This window comes from Paenibacillus ferrarius (assembly GCF_002027705.1).
Taxonomy (GTDB): Bacteria; Bacillota; Bacilli; order Paenibacillales; family NBRC-103111; genus Paenibacillus_E; species Paenibacillus_E ferrarius.
The window spans coordinates 181,840-200,462 of record NZ_MBTG01000015.1; the positions used below are offsets into that span (position 1 = coordinate 181,840).

20 protein-coding genes are annotated in these 18,623 nt (G+C 45.3%); 5 read left to right on the forward strand and 15 right to left on the reverse strand.

Features of this window, described 5'->3' with window-relative positions; translation table 11 throughout:
• Positions 1 to 22: 22 nt before the first annotated feature.
• Positions 23 to 1,936 carry an alpha/beta hydrolase family protein gene (locus tag BC351_RS18315; RefSeq protein ID WP_079414183.1) on the reverse strand — a complete coding sequence of 638 codons (1,914 nt, stop codon included), beginning with the start codon at positions 1,934 to 1,936 and terminating at the stop codon, positions 23 to 25.
• A gap of 318 nt (positions 1,937 to 2,254) precedes the next feature.
• On the opposite strand from BC351_RS18315, the gene cmpA reads away from it, so the two are divergent.
• Both cmpA and BC351_RS18320 read left to right on the forward strand, forming a co-directional pair.
• Complete coding sequence (gene cmpA, locus BC351_RS41630) at positions 2,255 to 2,419, forward strand: cortex morphogenetic protein CmpA (RefSeq protein ID WP_144028447.1); 165 nt, start codon at positions 2,255 to 2,257, stop codon at positions 2,417 to 2,419.
• Positions 2,420 to 2,677: 258 nt separating this feature from the next.
• Positions 2,678 to 3,034: a hypothetical protein gene (locus BC351_RS18320; RefSeq protein WP_079414184.1), complete on the forward strand. Its 357-nt coding sequence runs from the start codon at positions 2,678 to 2,680 to the stop codon at positions 3,032 to 3,034.
• A 1,280-nt stretch (positions 3,035 to 4,314) separates the two neighbouring features.
• Here BC351_RS18320 and BC351_RS18325 read toward each other — a convergent pair.
• The 8 genes from BC351_RS18325 to BC351_RS18355 form a co-directional block, all read right to left on the reverse strand.
• Positions 4,315 to 6,642: a Tex family protein gene (locus tag BC351_RS18325; RefSeq protein ID WP_244209075.1), complete on the reverse strand. Its 2,328-nt coding sequence runs from the start codon at positions 6,640 to 6,642 to the stop codon at positions 4,315 to 4,317.
• A 76-nt stretch (positions 6,643 to 6,718) separates the two neighbouring features.
• A complete protein-coding gene (locus tag BC351_RS18330) occupies positions 6,719 to 7,069 on the reverse strand; it encodes a type II toxin-antitoxin system PemK/MazF family toxin (protein ID WP_028553893.1) in 351 nt (116 codons plus the stop codon).
• Positions 7,070 to 7,072: 3 nt separating this feature from the next.
• Positions 7,073 to 7,354, reverse strand: a complete 282-nt coding sequence (locus BC351_RS18335) for a CopG family ribbon-helix-helix protein (RefSeq protein ID WP_028553892.1) — start codon at positions 7,352 to 7,354, stop codon at positions 7,073 to 7,075.
• Positions 7,355 to 7,568: 214 nt separating this feature from the next.
• On the reverse strand, positions 7,569 to 8,741 hold the full coding sequence (gene alr, locus BC351_RS18340; RefSeq protein ID WP_079414185.1) for an alanine racemase: 1,173 nt from the start codon (positions 8,739 to 8,741) through the stop codon (positions 7,569 to 7,571).
• 151 nt (positions 8,742 to 8,892) lie between these two features.
• Positions 8,893 to 10,263: a YecA family protein gene (locus BC351_RS43470; protein WP_244209076.1), complete on the reverse strand. Its 1,371-nt coding sequence runs from the start codon at positions 10,261 to 10,263 to the stop codon at positions 8,893 to 8,895.
• 84 nt (positions 10,264 to 10,347) lie between these two features.
• Entirely contained in the window at positions 10,348 to 10,806 is a 459-nt protein-coding gene (locus tag BC351_RS18350) for a hypothetical protein (protein WP_079414186.1), read from the reverse strand.
• Between the two features lie 14 nt (positions 10,807 to 10,820).
• On the reverse strand, positions 10,821 to 10,943 hold the full coding sequence (locus BC351_RS43925) for a hypothetical protein (RefSeq protein WP_279628345.1): 123 nt from the start codon (positions 10,941 to 10,943) through the stop codon (positions 10,821 to 10,823).
• 110 nt (positions 10,944 to 11,053) lie between these two features.
• Positions 11,054 to 12,232, reverse strand: a complete 1,179-nt coding sequence (locus BC351_RS18355) for an outer membrane lipoprotein-sorting protein (protein WP_079414187.1) — start codon at positions 12,230 to 12,232, stop codon at positions 11,054 to 11,056.
• A gap of 216 nt (positions 12,233 to 12,448) precedes the next feature.
• Between BC351_RS18355 and BC351_RS18360 the strand changes: the two genes are divergently transcribed.
• Positions 12,449 to 13,528: an acyltransferase family protein gene (locus BC351_RS18360; protein ID WP_158082132.1), complete on the forward strand. Its 1,080-nt coding sequence runs from the start codon at positions 12,449 to 12,451 to the stop codon at positions 13,526 to 13,528.
• A gap of 92 nt (positions 13,529 to 13,620) precedes the next feature.
• On the opposite strand, the gene BC351_RS18365 is transcribed toward BC351_RS18360, so the two are convergent.
• From BC351_RS18365 to BC351_RS18380, 5 genes are all read right to left on the reverse strand, one after another.
• On the reverse strand, positions 13,621 to 13,968 hold the full coding sequence (locus BC351_RS18365; protein ID WP_079414189.1) for a hypothetical protein: 348 nt from the start codon (positions 13,966 to 13,968) through the stop codon (positions 13,621 to 13,623).
• A gap of 96 nt (positions 13,969 to 14,064) precedes the next feature.
• Positions 14,065 to 14,610: a dTDP-4-dehydrorhamnose 3,5-epimerase gene (rfbC, locus tag BC351_RS18370; protein WP_079414190.1), complete on the reverse strand. Its 546-nt coding sequence runs from the start codon at positions 14,608 to 14,610 to the stop codon at positions 14,065 to 14,067.
• Between the two features lie 105 nt (positions 14,611 to 14,715).
• On the reverse strand, positions 14,716 to 14,841 hold the full coding sequence (locus tag BC351_RS43930) for a hypothetical protein (RefSeq protein WP_275942563.1): 126 nt from the start codon (positions 14,839 to 14,841) through the stop codon (positions 14,716 to 14,718).
• A gap of 85 nt (positions 14,842 to 14,926) precedes the next feature.
• On the reverse strand, positions 14,927 to 16,333 hold the full coding sequence (locus BC351_RS18375; protein WP_079414191.1) for an undecaprenyl-phosphate glucose phosphotransferase: 1,407 nt from the start codon (positions 16,331 to 16,333) through the stop codon (positions 14,927 to 14,929).
• A 6-nt stretch (positions 16,334 to 16,339) separates the two neighbouring features.
• The gene (locus BC351_RS18380; RefSeq protein ID WP_079414192.1) at positions 16,340 to 17,206 is read right to left on the reverse strand and encodes a glycosyltransferase family 2 protein; all 867 of its coding nucleotides are present in this window, start codon (positions 17,204 to 17,206) and stop codon (positions 16,340 to 16,342) included.
• A 175-nt stretch (positions 17,207 to 17,381) separates the two neighbouring features.
• Between BC351_RS18380 and BC351_RS18385 the strand changes: the two genes are divergently transcribed.
• Both BC351_RS18385 and BC351_RS18390 read left to right on the forward strand, forming a co-directional pair.
• Positions 17,382 to 17,642, forward strand: a complete 261-nt coding sequence (locus BC351_RS18385) for a hypothetical protein (RefSeq protein ID WP_079414193.1) — start codon at positions 17,382 to 17,384, stop codon at positions 17,640 to 17,642.
• On the forward strand, positions 17,620 to 18,204 hold the full coding sequence (locus BC351_RS18390) for a hypothetical protein (protein ID WP_079414194.1): 585 nt from the start codon (positions 17,620 to 17,622) through the stop codon (positions 18,202 to 18,204). Before BC351_RS18385 ends, BC351_RS18390 begins: the two co-directional genes overlap by 23 nt.
• 65 nt (positions 18,205 to 18,269) lie before the next feature.
• Here the strand turns inward: BC351_RS18390 and BC351_RS18395 are convergent.
• A partial coding sequence (locus BC351_RS18395) for an IS3 family transposase (protein WP_144028443.1) occupies positions 18,270 to 18,623 on the reverse strand: 354 nt, incomplete at its 5' end.

An 18,623-nucleotide genomic window follows, 5' to 3' on the forward strand; every position in this document is an offset into this window, starting at 1 on the left:
AACCCAGTAGGCTGCTTTTGTTTTAACCTTTCATGGAGATTACCTTGCTTCCAACCGCTTTCGATTTAAGAAGCAAGAATGCTGCAAGCACGACTGTACTCAAGATCACGATGCTAATAGAGCCTGCGTTCGAAACTGGAGCACCTACATATTGCACGGCCTGCCCTGCCACGATATACCAAGTAATCAAGAGCGTATTAGCGATAGCTCCCGCATAAATGGTTCCCGTTTTTCGGAAGAAATAAGTGGAAATTAGGGATACGATTACGTTCACCGGAACGAATTGAAAAGCCACTATGCCTAAGAGTGCTTGGGCAGGCCAGTAGATCACTCCATTTGTGAACAGCGGGATGTAATGAATAAGAATAAGTGAAATAATACCAATCGTGTTGATAGCTGCGCTTCCAAAGAACCATTTCCAAGCGGTTTTGGCTTCGGACGTACTCTCCTTCATACGCAGCTGACCGTGTAGAACAAGACCATTCGCCAAGAAATAGATCAGGAACGGTATGATATACTTTAGCATAATCACGAATTGCTCCCAGTTCATCGGCTTAAGCGCCATAACCCAAATGCGGAAATCCAAATGAAAGGCTGCATCGATAACTAGCGTAACTCCGTACACAATTCCAACTGAATAGAGAGCCAGCAGCCCGGACTTGCCAAGAGCTCTCAGGTTCATAGCGTAGCCCTTCACGGAAAAAGAAACCCCATAATGAACCATCTCCGCGCCTTGCTTCCGGTTAGAGAACAAATGCCAAGCCGCAAATAACACCACTGCGATTACCGCATTAAACAACACCCAAATCACGAACCCGTTCGTCAGCGACTGCGGCCAAAAGCTGCCTGCTGGGAGCCACTTGCTTCCCCAAGTTTGGAACTGAAAGAAGGTTGCCGCCGGAATGGCTGTTGCAATAAGTCCTCCAATGATCCAACTCGCTTTGGACGTCATCCCTTTGAAAGCTGGTACAGGTCCAGCAATCGCCCGGAAATAATTCGTACGAAGCATGTTGCCGGCCACTGAAATGAGCAGCATAAACGCACCAATTAAAGCAGCGAAAGTAGCATACTCTTTCGTCTTCCATACTTGGTTGGATGGATCCTTCGGCGTAGGCGCAGGAATCGCTTTTTGCAAGAAATCTATCGCGTTGCCCACCGCTTCTTTGGACCAATGATCACCTGGATGAATAACGGGAGGCTGATAAAGAATCCGGGCGCTTTTATTTTCAAAAGAGCCGTACAGCTTGTCGGGAATAACAGCTTCTTTCGTTCCAAACGCATTTTTCAGCTTATCCGTATTCACGATCATCGGGCCTTTTGGAACTTCCCACATGAGAGGCGCGAACTCATCATATTTACTGAACACTATCGCATAGTTGAACGGTGTATCCGCCAACACCTTGGGCGTTCCAAACGTTTCTGGGGAAGATCCCTCTTGAATGACCGTATGTACCCATTCCGGCTTAGCGCCAGCTGCGGATAATAAAGACCAGCCTCCCATTGAATGACCTTCGAGTGCGATTTTCGTTTTATCAACGAACGCAAGGTTCCTTAAATAGCTTAATGCTGCCAACGAGCCACGCTGTGTCGGGTCAAGAGCCGATTGCTCTGAGTAGCCATGACCTTCCATATCCATCGATAGAACAACATAACCTCTGCGTGCGAACTCAATATTGAATGCATCCTGCACCTCACGAGAATTAATATAACCATGCATGGTCAGTACAGCTGGCAGCGGCTTTTTGGGATCAATCTTTGCTGGTTTATAGAGAAGCGCACTCAGAATATTCCCATTATCACCAGCAAAACGAATATCTGAAATTTTGACATTCCCGCCATCTGTTTGAACGGATGAACCTACAAAACAACTGATCAAAATAAGAAGCAAAGAAAGCAAAATAGAAATCGGTTTTGCAAAAAAGCCTTTGTTTGCCATGGTAGTACCTCCATTATTTAAATTTTTAAAGCGCTTACAAATACTGCTGGAAAAATAAAAACTCACCCTAATTGCAGCACCAAATTCGATGAGCAACCAATGTGAGTCTCCTATTCTCCGTCACAAATATTAACTTGACTCCATTGTATACACGAAATTTTTGCATGTCAATCATTTCCTTGGTAAAAGTTACCTTAATCTTTCGAGAGAGGAATTTAAATTTAAAAAGCAAAAAAGTAAAGCAAATCTAAAGGACCTGCACCGGGCGGATTGAACCTTCATATGCTAGAAGTACATGGCAAGGAAGGGGATGGGCATATGCCGCAATGGCTCTGTAATCAATTAATGCGGGCCTTCCAGAACAAAAACCGCAGACAAATCCGATTACTGAATGATAGCTGGTACTTTTACCGCACCCGCCGCTCACAAGAGGAGTGGCCTGATACCCAATCGACGGACGGACCGGGCAAACGTAAACTTTGATAAAAAAGCGGGTATTAGCGAGGCGGGTTCTTTGCAATATCAAAGAAAGTAAACCTTTGTTAAAAAATAGTTGCATATTTGAAATGAGCCCTCTATACTGTAAATTAATGTAATTGTTAATTGAGTGAAGCACACTCGAGCCAGCAGAATGATTCTGCGGTTCGGTGTGCTTTTTTTGTTTTTTATCAAAAGGAGGCGATTGTTATTCACAGGAAACCTAGAAATTGGCTAAGAAAAATGCAAGAGACTAATTCCACCGTGTTAGAACAAAAACGAAGATTATTCATGCAGCAGATGCCTCCTTTTGTTCATGGAAGCAATGTCATTCCACTGCACATGAAGAAGCATTCAAACGTACAGAAGCCGCTTGGCTCTACCTCTGCCAACTTCCACTCAGACTTGTGGGAGCTGCGGAAGCAGCTTGTCCTCCAACTAGCCGAGCGTCGCAACGGGACAATCCATCTATTGGATGTCGCGGCAGAGTGCAACGTAAGTATTCGCATCGCAGCCAATTGGCTTAAACATCTTGCCATGGAAGGCATCCTTTCTCTTGTCGCCGGCCAGCAGAAAATAATGGCTTACTCGGTGAATGAGGCGGGCTCAGGCCAGAAATAGTGATTAAGAGGGTGATGTGGAGTGCGAACGACTAGCTTACGAGAGGATGATGTGGAGCTGCGGCACGACTACCTTACGAGAGGATGATGTGGAGTTGCGGTACGACTAGTTTGCGGGAGGGTGATGTGGAGTTGTGGAACGACTTACTTACGAGAGGATGATGTGGAGTTGTGGAACGACTTGCTTGCGGGAGGATGATGTGGAGCTACGGAACGACTAGCTTGCGGGAGGGTGATGTGGAGTTGCGGTACGACTTGCTTGCGGGAGGATGATGTGGAGTGCGAACGACTTGCTTGCGGGAGGGTGATGTGGAGTTGCGGCACGACTACCTTACGGGAGGATGATGTGGAGTTCCGGCACGACTAACTTGCGGGAGGGTGATGTGGAGCTACGGAACGACTAGTTTGCGGGAGGGTGATGTGGAGTTGTGGAACGACTTGCTTGCGGGAGGATGATGTGGAGTTGTGGAACGACTTGCTTGCGGGAGGATGATGTGGAGTTGTGGAACGACTACCTTGCGGGAGGGTGTTGTGGAGCTACTACCTTGCGGGAGGGTGATGTGGAGTGCGAACGACTAGCTTGCGGGAGGGTGATGTGGAGCTGCGGAACGACTAGCTTACGAGAGGATGATGTGGAGTTGCGCTACGACTAACTTGTGTGAGGATGATGTGGAGCTACGGAACGACTAGTTTACGGAAGGTGATGTGGAGCTGCGCTACGACTAACTTGTGGGAGGATGATGTGGAGTTGCGGTACGACTAGCTTACGAGAGGATGATGTGGAGTGCGAACGACTAGCTTACGAGAGGATGATGTGGAGCTGCGGAATGACTTGCTTGCGGGAGGGTGATGTGGAGCTGCGGAACGACTACCTTGCGGGAGGGTGATGTGGAGCTCCGGCACGACTAGCTTGCGGGAGGGTGATGTGGAACTGCGGCACGACTAGCTTGCGGGAGGGTGATGTGAAGCTGAGTGCTGGCTGGAGAATGTATTGTGGGTAAATCCCCTAGCACCGAACTCTAAGGGAACTATGATACGCTATTTGTACTAGAATTCGTGGATTGGGTACCCAAAGGGAACTGTGGTACGCTATTTGGTTACTTTTCGCCCCCAGAAGCCTGAATTCCCTCCAATAGCGTACTCCAGTTCCGCTTGATCGCCTTTTGTGCCCATTTCTCTATACATAGAGGATCATAGTTCCTCCTCAGCGTGGGCGTTTCCCTTCAACAACAAAAAAAACAGCTGGAAGCATTCCGCTGCCAACTGTTTACTGTTTAATGTTTATGCTTGCTGAGGTTTTTTCATGGTCAAGCTAACGCGACCCTTCTTCTCGTCGACGCTGAGTACCCAGACTTGGACAATGTCTCCGACAGAGACTACATCCATCGGGTGTTTCACGAAGCCGTTTTTGAGCTGAGAGATGTGCACCAGCCCATCGTTCTTGATGCCGATATCGACGAAGGCACCGAAGTCGATAACGTTGCGCACCGTGCCGGTCAACTCCATGCCCGGCGCAAGGTCTTCCAGCTGCAGCACATCGGTGCGGAAGATCGGCGCGGGAACTTCTTCCCGCGGATCTCGCCCAGGCCGCTGCAGGCTGTCTAAGATGTCCCGCATCGTCGGGACACCAACGCCCAGCTTCGGAGCCAGCTCCTCTGGCTCCAGCGTCTGGAGCAGCGCTAGCAGCTGCTGAGAGCCCAGCTGCGCCAACTCCAGGCGCAGCTCCTTGAACAGCCGATCCACCACGTCGTAGGACTCCGGATGGATCGGGGTGTTGTCGAGCGGGTTCCGCCCGCCCGCGATGCGCATGAACCCGACGCACTGCTCGAAGGTTTTCGCGCCAAGGCGCGGAACCTTCGCGAGCTCCTTGCGGGAGCTGAACTTGCCATTCTCCTCGCGATACTTGACGATATTCTTGGCCAGTGTCGCGTTCACGCCCGACACATACGAGAGCAGTGACGGGGACGCGGTGTTGAGGTCCACGCCAACATGGTTAACGGCCGACTCGACGACGGCCTTCAAGTTCTCGTCCAGACGTTTCTGCGAAACGTCATGCTGGTACTGCCCGACGCCGATCGCTTTCGGCTCGATTTTTACAAGCTCCGCGAGCGGGTCTTGCAGCCTCCGTGCGATGGAGATCGCGCTGCGCTCCGCAACATCGAGCTCCGGGAACTCCGTCTGCGCCAGCTTCGACGCGGAGTACACGCTCGCCCCCGCTTCGTTCACGATCAAGTACTTGAGCTTCTGCTCCTTGATCTCGCCTATCAGCTCCGCTACAAACTGCTCCGTTTCACGGGAAGCCGTTCCATTCCCAATCACGATCAGCTCCACACCGTGCTTGCTGATCAATTGCTTGAACTTCGCCTTCGCCTCCGCCACTTTATTATTCGGTGGCGTCGGGTAGGTTACGGCGATTTCAAGCATTTTACCGGTGTCGTCAATAACGGCCAGCTTACAGCCTGTCCGGAAAGCTGGATCGACCCCGAGCACCACATGCCCTTTGACCGGCGCTTGGAGCAGCAGATTACGCAGATTTTCCGCGAAAATCTTAATCGCTTGCTCCTCGCCCATCTCCGTCATTTCTCCGCGAACCTCGCGTTCGATGGAGGGCGCCAGCAATCTTTTATAAGCATCTTCAACGACAGCACGAAGCACATCCTGCACAACCGATTGCCCTTTAATCACTTGCCGCGACATATAGTCATGAATCTTATCAACCGTAACATCCAAGCCAACCTTCAGAACTTCCTCCCGCTCCCCGCGATTAATCGCAAGAATACGGTGGGGCGGCAGACGTTTGACAGGCTCTTGGTACGCATAGTACATCTCATACACAGACTCCAGCTTGGCATCCTTCGCTTCTGTTCGCATAATCCCCTGATCTTGCGTATATCTGCGTACCCAAGCCCGAATCTTTGCATCATCCGCGATATTCTCCGCCAGGATATCCATAGCGCCTTGAATCGCATCCGCCGCGCTTCCTACCTGTATTTCCTCGTTCACATAACGCTGCGCTTCTTGCTCCAGCGAACCTTGACGAGGCTGTTTCCAAATCCACTCCGCTAAAGGCTCCAAGCCGCGTTCTTTGGCAACACTAGCTCTTGTCTTGCGCTTTTGACGGTAAGGTCTGTACAAATCTTCGATTTCCTGCAGCTTTGCAGCGCCTTCAATCGATTTGCGCAGTTCATCTGTCAGCTTGCCCTGCTCGTCGATCAGACGGACAACCTCAATCTTACGATCCTCGAGGTTGCGCAAGTACTGCAAGCGATCTTCGATATCTCTCAGTTGATTTTCATCCAGCTCACCGGTCATCTCTTTCCGGTAACGAGCGATAAAAGGAATCGTATTTCCCTCATCGAGCAGTTCCATGGTCGTTTTCACTTTGCCAGCAGGAAGCTGCAATTCAGCAGAGATTTGCTTTAGGATTCGTTCCCGAATCTCATTTTTCTTTTCTTCAGAGAGGACCAGCTTCTCCTTGGCGTCTTCTTCGTATTTGTTCTTTACATCCTTGCTTTTGGGGGTCTCTTCTGCACTTACCGTACTCCCAGAAGCATCACCAGCCGCGTGGAACATTTTACTTTTCATCACATCCAACAAAGTCACTGTCATTCCCCACTTCTTTTCCTATGTATGTACAAACCAAAAAACGAGGGAATCTATCGCCCTCGTCCGTCCCAGATCTTATTCAAAATTCTATCAGTCCCACACTAATTTGCAAAGCATCGTCAACCTTCCGCATCGTTTCTTCGTCCAAATGCGTAATTTTGTCCGTAAGCCGTTGCTTATCGATCGTTCTGATTTGTTCAAGCAGAATCACCGAATCTCGATCGAAACCGTGCGTCTCCGCATCGATTTCCACATGCGTGGGAAGCTTAGCCTTTTGGATTTGAGCTGTAATTGCTGCAACAATCACGGTTGGGCTAAAGCGGTTGCCGATATCATTTTGGATCACGAGAACAGGACGAACTCCTCCCTGCTCCGACCCTACTACCGGCGAAAGATCTGCGAAAAATACATCGCCACGTTTCACAATCACTGCTTACACCCCGCTTACTAAGCGATCAAGCGTACCGTCCGCTTCTTCCTCCGCTTGAAAAGCTTCAGATGCCATGCTGAGATTTATTTTTGCCATCTCCATATACCCACGCTGCATGGATTCGCGTAGACTGCGCTTTTTGCGTTCAATTAAATACAGCTTCATTGCCTGACGAATAAATTCGCTGCGGTTGGAATTCTCCTTTTCGACAATCCCGTCTACTTCCTGCAGCAGATTGTCAGGCAAACTAATCATGATCCTTTTCGTATTATGCGCATTGCTCACACTCTCGCACCCCCAGAAACGATACAAAGACAATATTACCAGTATGTCATCTTGAAAACCAATTTATACAACAGATATATGCAACCAGTATATCAAATATGTTACATCACTGGATATAAGATTCTTACACGTAGTATTCGTGACCTTATTCCAAAATCCCTTTAAATGAGCGATAAATTTTACATGGTAAATTATTGATGCCTTATAGAACCTTCTAATAGCGATGACGCATAAGAGGATTAAGAGCATCCACACGTTCTCCGCCACGCACATATACACGAGCGACCCGGTGCGAAATCATACAAATGACTTCATAATTAATCGTGCCCAGTTGACGTGCCAGATCTTCAACCGTAATATGCTCTCCCTCTTGCTCTCCGATCAGCACGACCTCATCAAGCGCCTTCACGTCAGGAACATCCGTGACATTAATCATACACTGATCCATACAGATTCTCCCGACAATGGGCACTCTTTTGCCCCGAACCAGAACCTCTGCTTTGCCCGAAAGCATACGCGACAATCCATCCGCATATCCGATGGGCAGTGTCCCGATTTGTTCAACACCTTTGGTATGATAAATCGTTCCATAGCTAACTCCAGAGCCCGGGGGCAGCGTTTTCAGGTGAACAATTCCTGTTTTGAGACTCAGCACAGGCTTCAACGCAATTTTCGCTTGATCTACATCTTCCGAAGGATACAACCCATACATCGAGATGCCCAGCCGCACCATGGAATACGTCAGTCCCGGCAAATCAATCGCGGCTGCGCTGTTGCCTGCATGAATGAACGGAAACTCCACACCATTATCCGTAAAATAACTCACAATCCGCTCAAAACGGCGGTATTGCTCTAACGTATAGGTTTTATCTACTTCATCTGCATTCGCGTAATGCGTGAACAACCCTTCAACCTCTACATTCGGCAGTGTCAATGCTTCCTCTATGAAAGGAATTGCATCTTCTTCCGTATGCAGGCCAAGTCGACCCATGCCGGTATCCAGCTTTATATGAATTTTAAGCTTTTTCTGATTCTGCTGAGCTTGCAATTCCTTGAGCACATCACGGCTATACACAGAGATCGTTACATCCAGCTCACGAGCTCTCTCAACCCCTTCTGGCGGCGTATAGCCTAGAACCAGAATCGGCGCTGTAATACCGGCATTCCTTAGCTCGAGCGCTTCATCAAAAAACGCCACGCCTAAGTAATCCACACCGGCCGCGATAACCTCTTTGGATACTTCAACAGCCCCGTGTCCGTATGCATCCGCTTTAACGACTGCCATCTGTTTCATGCCTGTCGGCAGTACCTTCTGAAAACCTTCAATGTTGCTTCGCAGAGCATCCAAGGAAATTTCAACCCACGTAGGACGATAAAAAGCATCCATCAGCGTTCACCTCTTTTTTCCAAATGCAAAGGACAAGGGAAGACCCGCTCCTTCCGAGCAGGACTCCCCCCTCCCTCATTTCATACCGGTCAAACTAATAAACCTATGTTAATCCGAATCACAAAAAACTGTCAACCTTGCTTTCGGCTGATTACAGACAGCACTTCTTGTATTTCTTCCCGCTACCGCACGGGCATGGATCATTCCGGCCGATTTTGTTTGTAACGGGGATAGCCTGAGGCGCAGCAGCCAGGGGAAGGCTTCCGATGAGGGGCGTTTTCTTCGGTTCTGCGGCTTCTTTTCCAGCAAAATAACGGAACACCCGGTTGCCTGCCTCCGTTGTCGCCATAACAATCGGTGTTCTTTGAAATGCGTACTTAATTTCCGATTCCGCCGGAAACGTCGCTGTAAGCAAATCAAAACGTGTCAAAATAGACACCAGACACATCAAGAACAAATCAGTGCTAACTTCAACGATTTGGCCGGAAAGCTTGTGCCGCTTCCACTCTTTGTTGACATCCTGATCCTGACCTATTGCCCAGTCTGCCAAAACACCTGCGATCCCTTTTCTACCAGTCTGGCTTTTAGGACTCCCCGCTTCATTCGTTTCTTGCAAATTCACCCACTGCACTTTGTTCCAAAGTGTATCCAAGAGGACAGCCGTCTGCTCCTGCTCTGTTAGAGCCAGGTAACTTGAAAGTTGGTGAGTTGCCGAAGCTTTCTGCTTGCTATCATCTAGCAACCCCAGTTCCACCGCCACATAGAAAAAAAACTGAAACAACGGCATCTGATCTTGATTCAGTGTCGGTTTGTAGAACAGCTGCCAATTCAGCTCTTCATCAAGCTCTTTCCAGAAGCTCCGCGGCAAATGCTTGCGGGCTGTCGTTAGCTTCGTGTTTTTCGTCGTTTGCAGCATTGACAAAAAAGCTTGAAAATCACTAACAATTTTGGGAACTGCATTAGTTCCATCCGTCCAAAGCCCAAGCAGCTTTTGGTTAACTGCGATAGGTTTCACTAATTGAAGCTTAACAGGGGAGCTTACTGCTTTTTCTCGATTTAAATAAGCCGCAATATCATTTGAACGCAACCATTTGGATAGCGCTGCATCACTATGAGCACCCATATATTGGTCAAATCGATCCGTAAAGTAGTCCTTATGTTTGCAAACCTCCAACACTTCTGCACATTGGTTTGGTGAAATTCTTCCATTTTGCTTAAGGAATTGCGCCCACTTTTTGATAGACGGCAGGTAGCCAATAATATCGGATTTTGAGCTATTCAACATTTTACTGATATAGAAATAGCCCAGGAATTCCACAATTGTTTCACCCGTTAACGACTCGTAATCAAATTCATAACGAACCAAAAACTCCGTCGTCAGGAAATCGATGTTGCGCAAATGCTTCTGAATCGTTTCTTGTTTTAATTTACCTTCATTCGTCAATTCGTTGTTGAACAAATCTAACTCATCTTGCCAGAATTGCACTTGTTCTTCCCACGTTAATTCAGTTGTTTTTTTCATCAAAGACACTCCAATACCGGTTTACTCAAAATTACATTATAACAAAAAAACTCCCAATAGGGGGAGTTGGTTAAATCTTCTTGTTTAACTGCTTGCAAGTGAAGCCCCTATTTCTTTTTTGGCAGCTTCTAGTTTATAAATAAAGCTCCAAAGAAACTTCTGACTACCTTCTAAAATGTGAATAACCTTTGAACCTAAAGATAGCTTCGCTTGGTAAAGCAGCTCTTCCGAGCGGATTCTCTCAGGAACCTCAACTATGCTTAATAAATCCAATAAAATAAATGAATTATAGGCAAACAAATCCTGCATATGCTTAGCAAAATTTTCACCTAATAAAATATAAAACTTTTTATCATTATCCAGATACCACTCTGTGTACTCAGGTAACATCCAAATAAAATATAAAGGATATTGATGGCGTTCATTCCCAGTGTAAACAAATAATTTATCCAAATTGTCTATAGACAGTTCCATATCAAACATCCGCTTCACATAACTGTTCAAATATTGACGAAGATAATCCAAGTATAATGTCTTATCCATAGCCGCCTCCATCTTCAAAACATTCTATCATTCGATGTGAATTTTTCACCAACAACAGCCCAATAATTATTATCTAAAATTTCAAAATTACCTCCATAGCCATCATCGTCCTTATCAAATAAATCTAATAAATCCATTCACTCATCACCTCGTATCACCTATTATACCCCACAAATTTACCAATTAAAATAAGGGAAGACACCTGTTCTAAGTGAACAGCGCTTCCCTTTTAAGCCTAATATTTAATTTACTTCCCAGACTGCCCCTCAGTCGCCATAGCGACCTTAATCATTTCATTCGTCGGCAGATCACCTGTCGATAAGCGGAACTCAACCCCATCATTCGTCCAAGTGAGCGTCTTCTTTGCATCCCCTGTGATCACACCAATCGTAAATCCAAGATCAACGATATCTCCTGGCTGCAAGGAAACCGATTTCGCTTGCGGTCTGACTTCGACAATACTAAAGCTGTACTTCCCTTTATACCTCAAAAGAACGGCCGCATCTTCGCCAAGCTTCATATCCGTAAAATCTTGCTTCACGACATCTTTGGGCAGATAGGATGGCTCAATAATACCGATGCTTTGCGGCTTGCTTGCCGCGGCATTCGACTTCGTCGTATCTGTGCCTTTGCCCGCAACAGCCTTCTGGCCATCCTGGGCTTGGCCCGTTGCTTGATCGGATTGGCCGCCTGTTGCTGACAAATTCTTGTCAGTTACCGATTTATCGCCAGTTGCGGGATGAGTTGCGTCCGCTGCATTGGCCATCGTCGGAAGAGTTTGCATATTCCAGCTCGTCATGTTGCGCTCCATTTGGAAGAAATCTTTATCGAATTTGGCATCGAATTGGAAATTAGTGAAATTCACCTGTACCATCACATTTTGATTCGCATCCGACACTTGAACTTGCTTTGGCGCTAATGTTTTCTTATTCAGCCAAATTTTTTGGCGGGACAGCTGTTCATTTTGATAATTCGCCGCTACATCGAACACATACGTGTCATTGTCCGTTGTAAACTGACGATCTTTATCTGCGATTATGCTTTTCGCCAAAGATTGGAACAAATACACTTGCCCCTGATTCTCCGGCCAATCGCTTTGGAAGCGGAAGCTCTTCTTCAAATGCGGCGTCAATACAAACACGCCTTCTTCGTTGCGGAGTACAATCTGTGTAACATCTTTAGACGCATTAGTAAGCGAAATCCGGTAGAAATGATCCGGCGAGAACGCCACCTCCACTTGATACTCCTGTGGCTGTGTTCCCGTGTTCAATATCATGCTTCCTGAAGCCTGATAGCTGTTCGCTTTACTGATCACATGATCCAAATCCTTTACGATAGATCCTGCATCTTTCTTGCCCATCCCGCATCCTGCGAGAACCAATGCTAAGCACATTACCACGGCTACCATCCATGTGACCCGGCGCATTCGATCATCCCCTCACTCATGATTAACATCAACATAGTACATGCATATGAGGGGACTTGGACGATTATGCAGACGAGTTGGGGCTTGGACGAGAAAAAGGTAGTAGCCGGAATCATGAACATTTAAGGAGTCCTTCAGATTTGGTACATAATTTATTCACATTCTTCTGGCATGATGGTTTATAGGATCACCATACCTAATCTGGAGGAATTGTTATTGAATACAAATCAAAGAACTGTCATTCAGGCTTCAAGAGGTGCAGCAGCCTTTTTTGTTATGCTGTTCCATACATCAGCAATGTCATTCAAATACTTTCACTACGACTTTCTAGGCATCAGTGGGATAGGACGATCAGGTGGTGTCGATTTCTTCTTCGTATTAACAGGCTTTCTTCTCTATCATACATATGGTCAAAAAATTGGAACCAAAATGACCGTTATTCCCTTTTTAACGAGTCGGCTCATCCGTATTTATCCATTTTACTGGTTAATTACACTCACCGTTTTACCTGTCTATTTTTTAGTGCCAAGTTTCGGCTACGGCTATGAAACCTACAAAGATACCATCATCAAATCACTTCTGCTTATTCCTCAAGCACATGGGCCTGTTCTGCCCGTTGCTTGGTCATTAAGTTACTTTGTTCTCTTTTATCTGGTTTTCAGCATTCTTATGGCCGTTGGGAAAAAGCCTGCTAATCTTTTTGTTAGTCTATGGGTGCTATTAACAATCTGCCATGTATTGCGTGCCCCCATAATTGGTGCGGACTTGGATCGTCATGTGTATTTAAACTTTCTCTTTAGCGAGGTTAATCTAGAATTTTTTGCAGGCTGTCTGCTGGCCAAATGGGTAGAGCACCGTAGAACCAAACATTATAAATTACTAATTATTTTGGGAATACTTGGATTCTTCTTGATTTGGGTGAATAATATGTACAATCTTACTACCTATCATAACTACCTCTTCTACATCATTCCTGCTGCACTTGTGCTATTGGGCGCTTCATCCGTTCCTGAACAGTTCCGATTGCCTTACTGGGTACAGCACTTAAACAAGCTAGGAAATGCTTCCTACACCATCTTGCTTACGCATCTACTGTTTATTTCGATCATAATGAAATTGAGTGTAGTCACTCATATCTCAGAATACCTTGGTTTTCTGCTCACAGATCTAATTGTTGTCTTCTTGACAGTGCCCTTATGCTATACGGTATATAGACTGGCTGAAAAACAGCTTGTTACAGGACTCAAAAACGCAATGAAATTAAAGCCAGCTAAATCATCAGTTCCTATCTCTTAAAAAAAGAGGCGTCAGCGGCAGTTACTAGCCAGTGATGCCTCTTTCTTTGTTCTACAGAAAAAAGAGCAAGATTAGTTGTCTAATCTTACTCTTTATTTGACTAATTTGAGTGTACGAATGCTCGCAGCATGTTCCATCATCGTCACAGCTATGCCAGCGATTTGCTCACTTTGTTGAATTTGGACTTGTTTGATATCTTGTACTGTATCTTCTATCTTGCCCATTCGATCCTCTAGATTACCCATTCTGTCCTCTAATTTGCCCATGCGGTCTTCTAGTTTACCCATGCGATCTTCTAGTTTACCCATGCGATCTTCAATATTGCCCATCCGCCGATCCATGCTGTCTACTCGATCTTTGATGACCTTCACATCTGCACCTATCTCATTGATCCTTCCGAGCATAGCGCTTAGGAACTCACGATCTGTCATTTCAGCCATGGCATAACCTCCAAGTCATAAGAAGATTTCTGTTTTCATTATAACTTAGATTTCACTCAAAAAGTATCTCTTTCGACAAATGAAATTAAATCCATGCTAGAAATTAATCTCTGCATCCTTCAGAAGCGGGTGTTTTCCATCCTTTTCCGATAAAATTGGATTCGCTGCCGGCCAATCAATCCCGATTGCCGGATCGCTCCAAAGAACACCCCGATCATTTTCCGGAGAGTAATACTCATCTACCTTGTACAATACTTGCGTATGAGGCACAATCGTACAAAAACCATGAGCGAACCCCTGCGGAACGAGCAGCTGACGCTTGTTGGATTCGCTAAGCTCAACCCCAACCCACTGACCAAATGTCGGAGAGCTTGAACGAATGTCAACAGCCACATCATAAATCGCCCCCGAGACGACCCTGATGAGCTTCGTTTGCGCTTTGGGATTTAGCTGATAGTGCAGCCCACGCAGCACCCCTGCTTCTGTAGAAAGTGAGTGGTTGTCTTGGACAAACACAATATCGATCCCTTGTTCCGCCATTTTTGCACGATGATAGCTCTCCATAAAAAAACCGCGATGATCGCCATGAACATCCGGTTCAATGATCAGCAGCCCTTCCAGCTTAGTGGACATCACCTTCATTTGTCATATCACCTCTTCACTAACGTATGCCATATGAACAGAAAAAGAGACTGTAAAAGAGCCTTGAAAAGCCCTTACAGTCCCTCTCATTTATGAGCAAACCCATTACCACATATACACAATTCCGGCGATAATAACCGCCCATATGAGGGAGCCGAAGACAACACCCACAATTAAACCTTTGCCGATGGACAAGTGATCCTCTTGGTAAGCGTCTTCATGATCGATCATAAACATAACCTCCCCGCACTCATTCAGTATATGCAATAGTATGGGGAAGATGTTGGCGAATCATGCGGTTGTTGGAAAAAAATTTTTAATAGGCATTTTTATTTATAAAACCATTGATGACCGTTCTCCAAATAATTTTAATATCGAATAAAAAAGTCCAATTTTCAATGTAGAAAATATCATGCTTGATGCGTTCTTCGATCGAAGTATCCCCGCGGAGTCCGTTGCTTTGCGCCCAACCTGTAATACCTGGTCGAATATGATGTTTCACCATGTACTTCGGAACTTCTTCCTTGAATTGTTCCACGAAATACGGCCGCTCCGGCCTTGGCCCAACAACACTCATATGCCCAAACAGCACATTAAAAAACTGCGGCAGCTCATCCAAACTCGTCTTGCGGAGAAACGTACCCACCTTCGTCCGCCGCGGGTCATTTTCAACCGTCCATTCTGTGTTCGAGGCACTCTCTGCGAGTACATTCATGCTGCGAAACTTATACATCATAAAACGCCTGCGATTGAGTCCCACACGCTCCTGCTTGAAAATAATCGGCCCAGGAGAAGTCAATTTAATGGCAATAACGGATGCAATCATTACAGGCATCGTAACAATAATCGCCGCAGAGGCGAAAATAATATCAAAAGCCCGCTTAAACAGCCGATTCCTGAATTCATCCAATGGAATATCACGCACATTAATCAGCGGCATATCCGCAAAATTATCAAAATAAGGCCGGGACGGCAAGAAGTCATAAAAGTCCGGAATAATTAAAGTTTTGACACCAATCTTCTCACACACATTAATAATACTGCCGAACTTGCGATGTGCATCTAGCGGGAGAGCGATAATTACTTCGTCGATGATGAGATCATTCAGGATGGACTCAAGATCGTCAATTTTGCCGATAATTGGCTTATAGCTCTGGTAAGTCACATCGTGTTTCTCCTGATAATCATCAAGGAAACCTATTACTTCATATCCTAACTCCGGATGCTGTCTTAGCTTTGTGTAGAACTGACGGCCCAGTGATCCTGCTCCGAGAATTAGAATAAACTGCTTATTATACCCCTTTTGCCTGGCACGTTTTAGCGAGATTTTGATCATATAACGGTAAAAGCTGATGATAAGAATATTGTTAACAAGAAACAATAACAGATAAGAACGGGAAACGTCGACTTCTTTTAAAATAAACAAAACACTTAAGAGCAATAATAAACTGATGGCATGCACTTGGATGATTTTGAAAATCTCGAAGGAGAACTGCTTCTTTCTCTTGGGCGTATAAAAGTTCACCATATAACTGATCACAATGGCAATGATCGCGTAGCTAATGCTCCACATCAAATAGTGCTTAAATGGCAGGGGAGCATCGAATGGAATCCATCCGCTTCTGAACTTAAGCCACCAGGAAAGCAAAAACACGAGCTGAATACATATGAAATCGGCCAGTGCATAAAGTTGGGTCAAAAAACCTTGACTCTGTCGAATCAATGGACATCACCTCGCTGAACGTAGTTTATTTCGTGCTAAAGATAAAGCAAATTTCAAACCTACACCTGAGTAGACTATTGCATTTGTCAGCCAGGAATATTTGTGCCGATAATGTTTATTGTGAAACAGGATCATTGCCCTATGGAATTCATATATGATTTTAAAAGGCTTCCTACGACTGCTTGCGCCTTTGTGATGAACAATGTGAGTGCGAGGGTAATAATAATTCACCCAGCCCGCTTGTTTAATTCTATAACACCAATCTATATCCTCACCATACATAAAAAATTCCTCATCCAGCATGCCCACCTGCTCAATCGCTTCGCGGCGAATCAACATGAAAGCTCCAACGAGGGAGTCGATGGGATATTCATCATCCGGATTCAAGTACCCCAGCTGGTACTGATTGAAGCGCGGCTTCTTGGGAAATAACTTCGAGAAGCCAAACGCATAGTAGAAGGATGCTGAGGGCGTCGGGAAGCCTCTTTTGCAGGCTTTGTCTAACGAACCGTCCGGCAGGACGATTTTGCAGCCGCTGGCTCCCACAGATGGGTTCTCGTCCATGAAATGGACCATCGTGTCCAGCGTATCCGGTTGTACGATGGTATCGGAGTTCAAAAGCAGGACGTAGCGTCCTTTGGCGACTCGGATGCCTTGGTTGTTGGCTTTGGAGAAGCCGACGTTGTCTGTGTTGGCAATAGTGACAACCTGCGGGTATTGCTCGTTGATGGCTTGGATGATGCCGTCGCTAGATGCGTTGTCGATTAGGATGATTTCGTATTTGTAAGATGTAGACGACGAAAAAACAGATTGTATACAAGCTAACGTTAGGTCACGGGTTTTATAATTTAGTACAATAATACTTAAATCCACTTGAAAACCTCATTTAATTTGATTTCGTTACTTTGATTATAGCATGGGCGAATTAATTGAGGTGAAATTTTAATTATTTTCCGTTAATTTAATCGGAATAAGGTTTTTAGTCATTACTGTATGTTAAATACAATTTTTCTAGGATATAATTAGAATAAGAACTGGGGGTGTCTCCATGCGAAAAATCTCACTAAGCGATCTAAAATCCAAGATTGCTGAAGGGCGTCCAGATGTAGATTACGCAGTTAACGTCTTTCGCGCAAAAACCAGAGACCAAGGCTGGACAATGAAACGAATGAAACCCAGAGATCCTGATGAAATTAAAGCACTTAATTATCTTGCCCGATCCCAATATCGCAAAGCTGTTCAAGAGGGAGCAATTATTTACGATAAGGAAAGACGGGTGTTGACGATTGACAAGTATATCCGAGGCTAAGAAAGCCATTTATGCTTTAAAAGATAAAACAAAATTCGAACGACTCATTTATTCAGCAGCTATATTTACAGAATTACTAGCAGAACATCAAATTAAACCCATTATTGTAGGTGGATTAGCTGTTGAAATCTATTCCCAAAGCGGTTACACTACGCAAGATTCCGACTTTGTCATGGATGGATATGAAATAGCAGATGAAATTTTAAAAGATTTAGATTTTCATAAGGTCGGTAAAGATTGGATTCATACTACTATTGGCATATCTATTGAAATCCCAAGTAATTTCCTAACTGGTGACTATAATAAAGTTACTGAACTACCCTTAGAGGGAAACAAGAAAGTCTATGTCATAGGTATTGAGGACATTATCCTTGATCGACTTCGATCTGCTGTTCATTGGAAGTCAGGAGAAGATCGAGAATGGGGCTACCGCTTATTGCTTATTTATTATGAAGATATTGATCTCGAATATATTGAAACTAGTTTTCAGCATCCCTCCGAAAAAGATGAGTTCAAAGAGTGGGTTGCCGAAGTTACACTTGAGAAGAGCAAAATAAAATAAAGGCGACTACCGAACGTTTGATCTGGACCCTTTGTCAAGGACACTTGAAAAAACTCAGTTTAAATCTAGACAGCTAACAATAGATGATTCCTGTATTGCACAGGGGTCATCTTTTTTAATCCCCATTGATATCGATTGTTGTTGTAGTAGCGGATGTAACCGTCAATCTTACGTTGTAGTTCTGCCAATGTTGGGCAGCTGCGATGGTCAACATGGTCCTTCATATGACCGTAAAACGACTCCTGTGGCGCATTGTCCCAGCAATTCCCCCTTCTAGACATCGATTGACCTAATCCCTTTTGCTTCAAAAGTTTTTGGTATGTGGGACTCGTATAATGACTCCCTTGATCCGAATGGATGAACGCTTTCTTGTGCAACTTCAATTTTCTTTGCTTCATGAGTGCCTCAATCGTGTCTGT

Bases quoted from the DNA above. Each gene is read 5' to 3' on its own strand.
- BC351_RS18315 (WP_079414183.1), bottom strand. From the start codon at position 1,936: ATGGCAAACAAAGGCTTTTTTGCAAAACCGATTTCTATTTTGCTTTCT.
- cmpA (WP_144028447.1), top strand. From the start codon at position 2,255: ATGCCGCAATGGCTCTGTAATCAATTAATGCGGGCCTTCCAGAACAAA.
- BC351_RS18325 (WP_244209075.1), bottom strand. From the start codon at position 6,642: ATGACAGTGACTTTGTTGGATGTGATGAAAAGTAAAATGTTCCACGCG.
- alr (WP_079414185.1), bottom strand. From the start codon at position 8,741: ATGGATGCTTTTTATCGTCCTACGTGGGTTGAAATTTCCTTGGATGCT.
- BC351_RS43470 (WP_244209076.1), bottom strand. From the start codon at position 10,263: ATGAAAAAAACAACTGAATTAACGTGGGAAGAACAAGTGCAATTCTGG.
- BC351_RS18350 (WP_079414186.1), bottom strand. From the start codon at position 10,806: ATGGATAAGACATTATACTTGGATTATCTTCGTCAATATTTGAACAGT.
- BC351_RS43925 (WP_279628345.1), bottom strand. From the start codon at position 10,943: ATGGATTTATTAGATTTATTTGATAAGGACGATGATGGCTATGGAGGT.
- BC351_RS18355 (WP_079414187.1), bottom strand. From the start codon at position 12,232: ATGCGCCGGGTCACATGGATGGTAGCCGTGGTAATGTGCTTAGCATTG.
- BC351_RS18365 (WP_079414189.1), bottom strand. From the start codon at position 13,968: ATGGCTGAAATGACAGATCGTGAGTTCCTAAGCGCTATGCTCGGAAGG.
- rfbC (WP_079414190.1), bottom strand. From the start codon at position 14,610: ATGAAGGTGATGTCCACTAAGCTGGAAGGGCTGCTGATCATTGAACCG.
- BC351_RS43930 (WP_275942563.1), bottom strand. From the start codon at position 14,841: ATGATCGATCATGAAGACGCTTACCAAGAGGATCACTTGTCCATCGGC.
- BC351_RS18385 (WP_079414193.1), top strand. From the start codon at position 17,382: ATGCGAAAAATCTCACTAAGCGATCTAAAATCCAAGATTGCTGAAGGG.